Genomic DNA, 9484 nt, shown 5'->3' on the forward strand with positions numbered 1-9484 from the left:
TGGTCAAGGAAGTCGCTTCCAAGACCTCCGACATCGCCGGTGACGGCACCACCACGGCCACCGTGCTGGCTCAGTCCATCGTCCGCGAAGGCATGAAGTACGTGGCCGCCGGCATGAACCCGATGGACCTCAAGCGCGGCATCGACAAGGCCGTCGCCGCCACCCTCGACGAGCTCAAGGCTTTCTCCAAGCCGTGCACGACGACCAAGGAAATCGCCCAGGTCGGCGCCATCTCCGCCAACTCCGATGCGGACATCGGCGAAATCATCGCCAATGCCATGGAAAAGGTCGGCAAGGAAGGTGTCATCACCGTTGAAGACGGCAAGTCCCTGGCCAACGAACTCGACGTCGTCGAAGGCATGCAGTTCGACCGCGGCTACCTGTCGCCCTACTTCATCAACAACAGCGACAAGCAGCAAGCGCTGATGGAAAACCCGTTTGTCCTGCTCTTCGACAAGAAGATTTCCAACATCCGCGACCTCCTGCCGATCCTCGAACAAGTCGCCAAGGCCGGCCGTCCGCTGCTCATCATTGCTGAAGATGTCGATGGCGAAGCCCTGGCTACGCTGGTCGTCAACAACATCCGCGGCATCCTGAAGACCGTTGCCGTCAAGGCGCCGGGCTTTGGCGATCGGCGCAAGGCCATGCTCGAAGACATCGCCATCCTGACCGGCGGTACCGTCATCGCCGAAGAAACCGGCCTGTCCCTGGAAAAGGCTGTCCTGAAGGATCTGGGTTCGGCCAAGCGCATCGAAGTTTCCAAGGAAAACACCATCATCATCGACGGTGCCGGCGAAGCCGCTTCGATCGAAGCCCGCGTCAAGCAGATCCGCATCCAGATCGACGAAGCGACTTCCGATTACGACAAGGAAAAGCTCCAGGAACGTGTGGCCAAGCTGGCTGGCGGCGTTGCCGTCATCAAGGTTGGCGCCGCGACCGAAGTCGAAATGAAGGAAAAGAAGGCCCGCGTTGAAGACGCCCTGCACGCTACCCGTGCGGCGGTTGAAGAAGGCGTTGTCGCCGGCGGCGGCGTCGCCCTGATCCGTGCCCGTGCGGCCATCGGCAAGCTCAAGGGTGACAACCACGATCAGGATGCCGGCATCAAGATCGTCCTGCGCGCCATGGAACAGCCGCTGCGCGAAATCGTCGCCAACGCCGGTGACGAGCCGTCCGTTGTCGTCGACAAGGTGCAGCGTGGCAAGGGTAACTTTGGTTACAACGCTTCCACCGGCGAGTACGGCGACATGGTCGAAATGGGCGTGCTCGACCCGACCAAGGTGACCCGCACCGCGCTGCAAAACGCCGCCTCCGTGGCCGGCCTGATGCTCACCACCGAGTGCATGGTGGCCGAACTGGCTGAAGACAAGCCGGCCGGCGGCATGCCCGACATGAGCGGCATGGGCGGTATGGGTGGCATGGGCGGCATGGGGATGTAATCTCCCGCCAAGCAAGCTGCACCGCTTCGAAGAGCCCCGCCCTGTGCGGGGCTTTTTGTTTTTCGGGGTGAGCCTCGATCATCGTCCGAAATAGCTTTGATCTGCGTTATGGGTTTTGTAACAGACTGTAAGTTAGCTGTAAGACGCCACGCCTAAATTACGCTTCGCAGCAATGCCTCTATAAACAAAATCTGAGGAGCAAATCAATGCAAGACACACTAGATCGGGTGACAGCTAACCCGAAATTTCTGGAGTTTGTTGCCATGCGCAGCAAGTACTCCATCATTATGGCCATCGTCAGTGCCGCCGCTTACTACGGCTTCATTCTGCTGGTCGCTTTCGACAAGGAATTCCTCGGCAAGAAAATTGGCGAGGGTTACACGATGAGCATCGGCGTGCCGATCGGTGTCGGCGTCATCGCTTTCACCATTCTGCTGACCTGGATCTACGTTCGTCGTGCCAACAGCGAGTTCGACGCGATCAATGAAGCCCTGATCAAGGAGGCACAGAAGTAAGATGACCAAATTCACCAAAATCCTCGCCGGCCTTCTGGCGCTGGCTGTTGCCGGTGGCGCTGTCGCCGCTGGTGCTGACCTTGGTCAGACCGCCAAGCAGGCCACCAACTGGACGGCAATCGTCATGTTTGCCATCTTCGTCGGTGCCACGCTGTTCATCACCAAATGGGCTGCTGCCAAAACCAAGTCGGCGGCTGACTTCTACACCGCTGGTGGCGGCATTACCGGCTTCCAGAATGGCCTGGCGATCGCCGGCGACTACATGTCGGCCGCGTCCTTCCTCGGTATTTCCGGTCTCGTTTTCGCCAACGGCTTCGACGGCCTGATCTTCTCGATCGGCTGGCTGGTCGGCTGGCCGGTCATCACCTTCCTGATGGCTGAGCGCCTGCGCAACCTCGGTAAATTCACGTTCGCTGACGTGGCTTCCTACCGTTTTGCCCAGACCCCGGTCCGCATCTTCGCCGCTTCCGCTTCGCTGGTTATCGTCGCCTTCTACATGATTGCGCAGATGGTCGGTGCCGGTCAGCTGATCAAGGTGCTATTCGGTATGGATTACCTCTACGCCGAAATCATGGTCGGCATCGTCATGATGATGTACGTGCTGTTCGGCGGTATGACGGCAACCACCTGGGTGCAGATCATCAAGGCTTGTATGCTGCTCTGCGGTGCGACCTTCATGGCGGTCTCGGTTCTGCTGCAATTCGGCTTCTCGCCGGAAGCACTGTTTACCAAGGCCGTTGAAGTTCACTTGAAGCATGACGCACTGATGTCGCCGGGCGCCCTGATCAAGGACCCGATCTCGGCCATCTCCGTCGGTATGGCGCTGATGTTCGGTACGGCTGGTCTGCCGCACATCCTGATGCGCTTCTTCACCGTGCCGAACGCCAAGGAAGCCCGCAAGTCGGTTGCCTGGGCAACCACCTGGATCGGTTACTTCTACATCCTGACCTTCATCATCGGTTTCGGCGCCATCACCAACCTGATCCAGAATCCGGGCGACTTCTATGTCGGCGGCGAACTGGCTAAGGGTCTGAAGGGCGGCGGCAACATGGCTGCTGTGCATCTGGCCAAAGCGGTCGGCGGTGACCTGTTCCTCGGCTTCATCTCGGCTGTGGCCTTCGCCACCATCCTGGCGGTGGTCGCTGGTCTGACGCTGTCCGGCGCTTCTGCCGTGTCGCATGACTTGTACGCTTCCGTCTTCGCCAAGGGCTGCTCTTCCGAAGCCGAACTGCGCGTGTCCAAGATCACCACCGTTTGCCTCGGCGTTCTGGCGGTGGTTCTCGGTATCGCGTTCGAAAAGGAAAACGTTGCCTACATGGTGATGCTGGCCTTCGTCATCGCTTGTTCCTCCAACTTCCCGGTGCTCTTCATGTCCGTGTTGTGGAAGAACTGCACGACCAAGGGTGCGGTAGCTGGTGGCTTCGTCGGTCTGGCGTCTGCCGTCGTCCTGACCATTGGCTCGGCCAGCGTTTGGGAAGCCGTGATGCACAATCCGAAGGGGTCGGCCTGGTTCCCGTACAACTCTGCTGCCATCTTCTCGATGACTGCCGCGTTCGTTACGATCTGGCTGGTGTCCATTTTGGACAACTCCGCTCAGGCGCAAAAGGAACGTGCCCTGTATCCGTCGCAGCAACTGCGTTCGGAAACCGGCTTGGGTGCTTCCGGCGCCAGCGGTCACTAATCCGACGAGCCATCGTCAGCTAAAAGCCTGGGGTTTCCCGGTAATGCCGTTCAGTTAAACCTGAACGGCATTTTTGTTTGTTGACCGGCTGGCCGAACATCCCAAAAACAGGGAAAAGAGAGGAATTCGGGTAGCCTGCAGGGCGAAATCGGCGCCTTCCGGCGATTACCGAAATTCGTACTACCCGCGAAGCCCTGCCACTATTGTCCGGTCGTGGGCGTGAAAAAGCCCGGAGCAAGTCCGGGCTTTGGAATGGTGGTGGAGAGGATGAGGATCGAACTCACGACCTCCTGATTGCGAACCAGGCGCTCTCCCAGCTGAGCTACCCCCCCAACGGGGAGCGATTCTAACGCACTCCTATTTACAGATCAAAGCTACTTTTTTGCGCGCCGCTATTTTCAGTTTTGGCCGTTTTTTCCGGTTGACCGTGGAAGTCGGTGTTTACGCTTGTCCGGCGCCCGCCACCGCGCGCCGCAGGCGGTCGGCAACGGCTGCCCAGGCGGGCTCGTCGGGCAGGGCTTCGACGGCGATCAGGTCGACGCCGGCGTGATCCATGTCACGTAACGCGGCGTAGAGTTCATGGGCATAGCCGAGCGGGTCGGCCGGCAGCAGGCGCCAGGCGTGGGGCATGCCGGCGTGCGGCGGCTGGTTGGTGCTGATGACGCCACAGCGGTCGCCTTTGTGGCGCTGGGCATTGATGAAATCGAGCAGGCGCTCGGACGAGACCAGGCGCATCGGCGTTTGCGGCGCGTAGTGGGCGGCCAGCGAGCCGGAGACGCGCGGGGCGCCGACGGCTGTTTCAATATTCGGGCGGCGGCCGAGGACGGCTTCGAGATGGGCCGGGGCGATGTGACCGGGGCGCAGGACGACCGGTTCGCCGCGCGAGCAATCGACGATGGTCGACTCGATGCCGACCGTGCACGGTCCGCCGTCGAGAATGAGCGGCACCCGGTCACCGAGCTCTTCACGGACATGGTCGGCCGTGGTCGGGCTGATCCGGCCGAAGCGATTGGCCGAGGGGGCGGCGATGCCGGTGTGTTCGCCGGCGAATTTTCCATCACTCGCGGCAAAGCGACGGAGCAGTTCGAGCGCCACCGGATGGCCGGGAACGCGCAAGCCGACGGTGTCCTGACCGCCTGTCACGGCATCGGGCACCCAGGCCTGCTTTTTCAGGATCAGGGTCAGGGGGCCGGGCCAGAAGGCCTCCATGAGTTCCCAGGCGCCTGCCGGAACCTGCTCGGCCCAGTGGTCGACAGCGTCGTGGCCGGCGATGTGGACAATCAGCGGGTGATCGGCCGGGCGGCCTTTGGTGGCAAAGATCTTGGCGACGGCGGCCGGGTTGGCGGCATCCGCCCCCAGGCCGTAAACCGTTTCCGTCGGGAAGGCGACCAGTTCGCCGGCGCGTAGCAATTCAACGGCGCGCGTGTAGTCCTGATTCATCGGCGAAAGCGGCTCGGGGGGGTGATCAAGGCTGGTCGGGCAGCGTCTTGGCCAGCACTTTTTCCGTCTGGCTCTGGCGGAAGCCGGCCAGCTTCTGGGCAATGGCTTCGTCGCTCAAGGCCAGCATGGCGACGGCAAACAGCGCCGCGTTGGTGGCACCGGCTTCGCCGACAGCGAAGGTGGCAACCGGGATGCCGCCGGGCATCTGGACCATGGAGAGCAGCGAATCGAGGCCCATCAGGTGCTTCGACGGCATCGGCACGCCGAGTACCGGCAGTTGCGTCTTGGCGGCGAGCACGCCGGCCAGGTGGGCCGCTCCGCCCGCCGCACCGATCAGCACCTTGATGCCACGCCCGGCGGCGGTGGCGGCGTAATCCAGGGCTTGATCCGGCGTGCGGTGGGCCGAAAGCACCTTGGCTTCGTAGGGAATGTCGAGGTTTTTAAGGGCGACGGCGGCGGCGCGCATGATTGGCCAGTCGCTGTCGGAACCCATGACGATACCGACGAGGGGCGTTGTGCTCATGTTACAAATCCTTCGGGGAGGGATGGAAAGAGGCCTTAGTCAGCCAGCGCCGCTTTTCGTTCCGCCGCTTCGATCGTATTGGCCAGCAGCATGGTGATGGTCATCGGCCCGACGCCGCCTGGGACCGGGGTAATCTGGCCGGCAACCTGGCGGCAGCTGGCAAAATCGACGTCGCCGCACAACTTTCCATCGGGCAGACGGTTGATGCCGACATCGATGACCACGGCGCCCGGCTTGATCATGTCGCCGGTGACGAAATTCGGCTTGCCGACGGCGGCGACGAGAATATCGGCGCGACGGGTGTGGAATTGCAGATCTTTGGTGCGCGAGTGGCAAACGGTGACCGTCGCTCCGGCGTTGATCAGGAGCAGCGCCATCGGCTTGCCGACGATGTTGGAACGGCCGATGACGACAGCTTCCTGGCCGGCCAGATCGACCTTGGCCTTCTCGAACATTTTCATGACGCCGTAAGGTGTGCACGGAATGAAACGCGGATTGCCCTGAGCCAGCGCGCCGACGTTTTCGGCGTGGAAGCCATCGACGTCCTTATCGGCGGCAATCGCCTCAAGGACGGCATCTTCATCAAAATGTCCAGGCAGCGGCAGTTGGACGAGAATGCCGTGGATGCTCGGATCGGCGTTCAGCTCGGCGATCTTTTTCAGGACAATTTCCGGGTTGACCGTCGCCTCGTAGGTGATGTTCTCGGAGTGTATGCCGATGGCCAGGCAGCCATTGACTTTGTTGCGGACATAGACCTCGGAGGCCGGGTCGGCGCCGACCAGAATGACCACCAGGCCGGGCTTGTGGCCCTTGGCGGTCAATGCCTCGACGCGCGCCTTGAAACCCTGGCGCAGTTCTTCGGCCAGCGCCTTGCCGTCAATAATTTGAGCTGTCATCGTCGCATCCAACAAAAAGAAACGGGAAAGGCGAAGGCCTTTCCCTTTGAATTGGCGCGTATTTTAGCAGATTACGCCAGCGCGGCAGCCGCTTCGCCGACTGCCGCGCGACCGGCCGCGAAAGCCCTGCGGTTTAGCTCGACCAGTTTTTCGCCCTTGCGCCGGAAGCGCTTGAGCACGCAGTCGAGCAAGGTTTCGGCACCGAACGGCAGGTGATCGGCGATGGCGCCGAGCATCACCGTGTTGCCGAGGCGGATGTCGCCCAGATTCTGCGCAATGGTCGTCGCGTCGAAGGCGACAACCTTGTTGCCGCTCTTTCTAATTTCGGCGAGCGGATCTTCCGGGTAATCGAAGAGGCCGAGTTCGACCACCGGCGGCACCAGCCTGGCCGTATTCATGAGCGTGATGGCGCCTGGTTTGAGCATGTGCTGCCAGCGCATCGCCTCAGCCGATTCGAAGCCGAGCAGCACGTCGGCCGTGCCCGGCGTAATCTGCGGCGACAGGACGCGCTGGCCGAAACGCAGGTGTGACGACACGACGCCGCCGCGTTGCGCCATGCCGGCGACTTCGGTTTTCTTGGCGTCGTAGCCGAGCGCGATGGCGGCCTCGGCGAGAATTTCGGCCGCCGTCATGACGCCCTGACCGCCGATGCCGACGACGAGAATATTGGTGTTTTCACTCATACTGAACAGCCTTTCTCGACCAGCGTAATCGGCGAGGTCGGCACATGATGGACGATGGCCTTCGGCGCACAGGGCTGGACGCACAGGCCGCAACCGGTGCACACCGCGGTTTCGATGCGCACGAAAGCCAGATCGACCGCGCGACCGCTCGGCTTGAGCGCCTTGCCGCGCCGCGTAACGTGGATGGCTGGGCAACCGACATCGATGCAATTGCCGCAGCCGGTGCACTTGTCGTCGATGACCTCGAAGGGCTTGAGTTGGTGGTAATCCTTGACCAGAACGCAAGGCTGGTCGGTGATGATGACCGACACCTCGGGCACCTTGACCTCTTCGCGAATGGTCTTGAACAAAACCGGCAGTTGATACGGGTTGACCGTGTGAATGCGCTCCTCCTTGACGCCGAGGGCGCTGACCAGCTTGGCGAAATCGACGCGTGGCGCTTCCTCACCGTGAATGCCGTAGCCGTTGCCCGGATTGTTCTGGCCGCCCGTCATGCCGACGGCGCGGTTGTCGAGGAGCAGGACGGTGACGTTGCCTCTGTTGTAAACCATGTCGAGCAGGCCTTGCATGCCCATGTGCAGGAAAGTCGAATCGCCGATCACGGCGACGATCCGTTTGTCCTTGTCGGCCTCGCCGCGGCCCTTGTCCATGCCCAGCGCAACGCCCATCGAAGCGCCCATCGAGATACAGGTGTCGAGCGCGTTCCACGGGTGTCCGGCGCCCAGCGTGTAGCAGCCGATGTCGCCGGAGATGTTGAGGTTGCGCACCTGCGATAGGGTGTAATAAACGCCGAGGTGCGGGCAGGCGACGCACATCGTCGGCGGTCGCGGGAAAACGCGCAACGGGGCCGGCGCGGTGGTTTCCGGAATCGGCTCGCCGAGCAATCTGGCGATGGCTGGCTTGAGCACGTTCGGCGACAACTCGCCCTGCAGCGGCAGGATTTCCTTGCCGATGACCTTCAGCCCCTGCGCCTTGAGTTCCGTTTCGACGAGCGGTTCGACTTCCTCGACGATGACGACCTGGTCGACCATGGCCGCCAGTTCGCGGCATTTCTCGAAGGGCACCGGGCAGGAGAAGCCGAGTTTGAGGACCGGCGCCTTCGGGAAGGATTCCTTGACGTGCATGTAGGCCGGACCGGAGGCGATGAAACCGACACGCTTGTCGGCGCCGTCCTCGATGAAATTGAGCTCGGTGGTTTCGGCCACGGCCCGCAGTTCGCCATCGCGCTTGAACATGAGCGGGATGCGCTGGCCGGCATTGCCCGGCACCATGACGAAGCGGGCGGGGTCCTTCTTGAAGCCGGCGCCGACATGCGCGCCACGCTCGCCGACGGTGACCAGCGACTTGACGTGGTTGATCCGCGTCGTCATGCGCAGGATGACCGGCACCTGGAATTGTTCGGACAGCGCGTAGCCGTACAGCGTCATCGCGTAGGCTTCCTGCGAATCGGCCGGTTCGAGCACCGGCAGGTGGGCAAAGCGCCCCCAGTAGCGGGAATCCTGTTCGTTCTGCGACGATGACAAGCCGACGTCGTCGGCGATGGCGATGACCAGGCCGCCGATGACGCCGGTCAGGGTCAGCGTCATCAACGCATCGGCGGCGACGTTCATGCCGACATGCTTCATGCAGCAGAAAGCTCGCGAACCGGCGTAGGCGGCGCCGATGGCGACTTCGAGCGCGACCTTCTCGTTGACCGACCACTCGGCGTAGAGGTCCGGGTAGCCGGAAATGACTTCCAGCATTTCAGTAGACGGCGTGCCGGGATAGGCCGCGGCAACCTTGACGCCAACCTCCCAGACGGCGCGGGCGACTGCTTCGTTACCGGACATCAAAACCCGGCTGGCTGCCGGTACGGGCCTGACTGCCGCCATGTCGACTCCTCGATTATTTGGACTAAAACCACAAATTATAGGAGGTCAATTTTGGGGCAACTTGATACAACACAACTCATCGAATTATTTATTTTGTGTCGTATCAGAATGCCGTTGATGAACATCAAGGCTGGCGCCACCCACCCCCGGAACAATGGATGCTCGCCAAAACGCCGACCATGCCCCCCGCCATCCTCCTCGCTGAACCGCCGCCCGTTGCCGAAAGCCCGTTGCGCATCCCCGGCAACAAGGGCATCTGGGCAGGCATTACCTGCGAGTTCGTCGAATTCGCCGTGCTTTTCGCGGTGTACTTCATCGCCCGTGCCCATTTTCCGCAGGCCTTCCACGACGGTGCCCAACGCCTGTCGGTCGCTGCCGGCACGACCATCACGCTGCTCATGATCACCAGCAGCTATTTCATCGCCTGCTCGGTCAATGC

9 protein-coding genes and 1 tRNA gene are annotated in these 9484 nt (G+C 61.8%); 4 read left to right on the plus strand and 6 right to left on the minus strand.

Annotated features, from left to right (window positions below; genetic code table 11):
• The 3 genes from groL to ADADOO_RS15150 all read left to right on the plus strand — a co-directional run.
• A partial coding sequence (groL, locus tag ADADOO_RS15140; RefSeq protein ID WP_511277880.1) for a chaperonin GroEL occupies positions 1-1436 on the plus strand: 1436 nt, incomplete at its 5' end.
• Between the two features lie 206 nt (positions 1437-1642).
• Complete coding sequence (locus tag ADADOO_RS15145; protein WP_511278335.1) at positions 1643-1951, plus strand: DUF485 domain-containing protein; 309 nt, start codon at positions 1643-1645, stop codon at positions 1949-1951.
• Position 1952: 1 nt separating this feature from the next.
• Positions 1953-3632 (plus strand): cation acetate symporter, encoded by a 1680-nt coding sequence (locus ADADOO_RS15150; protein ID WP_511278336.1) that lies wholly within the window; start codon positions 1953-1955, stop codon positions 3630-3632.
• 256 nt (positions 3633-3888) lie between these two features.
• Here ADADOO_RS15150 and ADADOO_RS15155 read toward each other — a convergent pair.
• The 6 genes from ADADOO_RS15155 to ADADOO_RS15180 form a co-directional block, all read right to left on the minus strand.
• Positions 3889-3964 (minus strand) — tRNA-Ala (locus ADADOO_RS15155).
• A gap of 109 nt (positions 3965-4073) precedes the next feature.
• Entirely contained in the window at positions 4074-5072 is a 999-nt protein-coding gene (locus ADADOO_RS15160) for an L-threonylcarbamoyladenylate synthase (RefSeq protein WP_511278337.1), read from the minus strand.
• 25 nt (positions 5073-5097) lie between these two features.
• On the minus strand, positions 5098-5595 hold the full coding sequence (purE, locus tag ADADOO_RS15165; protein WP_511278338.1) for a 5-(carboxyamino)imidazole ribonucleotide mutase: 498 nt from the start codon (positions 5593-5595) through the stop codon (positions 5098-5100).
• 35 nt (positions 5596-5630) lie between these two features.
• Positions 5631-6491 (minus strand): bifunctional methylenetetrahydrofolate dehydrogenase/methenyltetrahydrofolate cyclohydrolase FolD, encoded by an 861-nt coding sequence (folD, locus tag ADADOO_RS15170; protein WP_511278339.1) that lies wholly within the window; start codon positions 6489-6491, stop codon positions 5631-5633.
• A gap of 71 nt (positions 6492-6562) precedes the next feature.
• Positions 6563-7174, minus strand: a complete 612-nt coding sequence (locus ADADOO_RS15175; protein WP_511278340.1) for an indolepyruvate oxidoreductase subunit beta — start codon at positions 7172-7174, stop codon at positions 6563-6565.
• Positions 7171-9045 (minus strand): thiamine pyrophosphate-dependent enzyme, encoded by a 1875-nt coding sequence (locus tag ADADOO_RS15180; protein WP_511278341.1) that lies wholly within the window; start codon positions 9043-9045, stop codon positions 7171-7173. Before ADADOO_RS15180 ends, ADADOO_RS15175 begins: the two co-directional genes overlap by 4 nt.
• 179 nt (positions 9046-9224) lie before the next feature.
• Here ADADOO_RS15180 and ADADOO_RS15185 point away from each other — a divergent pair.
• Positions 9225-9484 (plus strand): cytochrome c oxidase subunit 3 family protein (locus ADADOO_RS15185; protein WP_511278342.1); only part of this gene is annotated, 260 nt, incomplete at its 3' end.

It is taken from the genome of Azonexus sp., from assembly GCF_036170495.1.
Classification (GTDB): domain Bacteria; phylum Pseudomonadota; class Gammaproteobacteria; order Burkholderiales; family Rhodocyclaceae; genus Azonexus.

Excerpts from the sequence above, each read along its gene's own strand:
- purE (WP_511278338.1), bottom strand. The coding sequence starts at position 5,595 with ATGAGCACAACGCCCCTCGTCGGTATCGTCATGGGTTCCGACAGCGAC.
- ADADOO_RS15180 (WP_511278341.1), bottom strand. The coding sequence starts at position 9,045 with ATGGCGGCAGTCAGGCCCGTACCGGCAGCCAGCCGGGTTTTGATGTCC.
- ADADOO_RS15175 (WP_511278340.1), bottom strand. The coding sequence starts at position 7,174 with ATGAGTGAAAACACCAATATTCTCGTCGTCGGCATCGGCGGTCAGGGC.
- folD (WP_511278339.1), bottom strand. The coding sequence starts at position 6,491 with ATGACAGCTCAAATTATTGACGGCAAGGCGCTGGCCGAAGAACTGCGC.
- ADADOO_RS15160 (WP_511278337.1), bottom strand. The coding sequence starts at position 5,072 with ATGAATCAGGACTACACGCGCGCCGTTGAATTGCTACGCGCCGGCGAA.
- ADADOO_RS15145 (WP_511278335.1), top strand. The coding sequence starts at position 1,643 with ATGCAAGACACACTAGATCGGGTGACAGCTAACCCGAAATTTCTGGAG.
- ADADOO_RS15150 (WP_511278336.1), top strand. The coding sequence starts at position 1,953 with ATGACCAAATTCACCAAAATCCTCGCCGGCCTTCTGGCGCTGGCTGTT.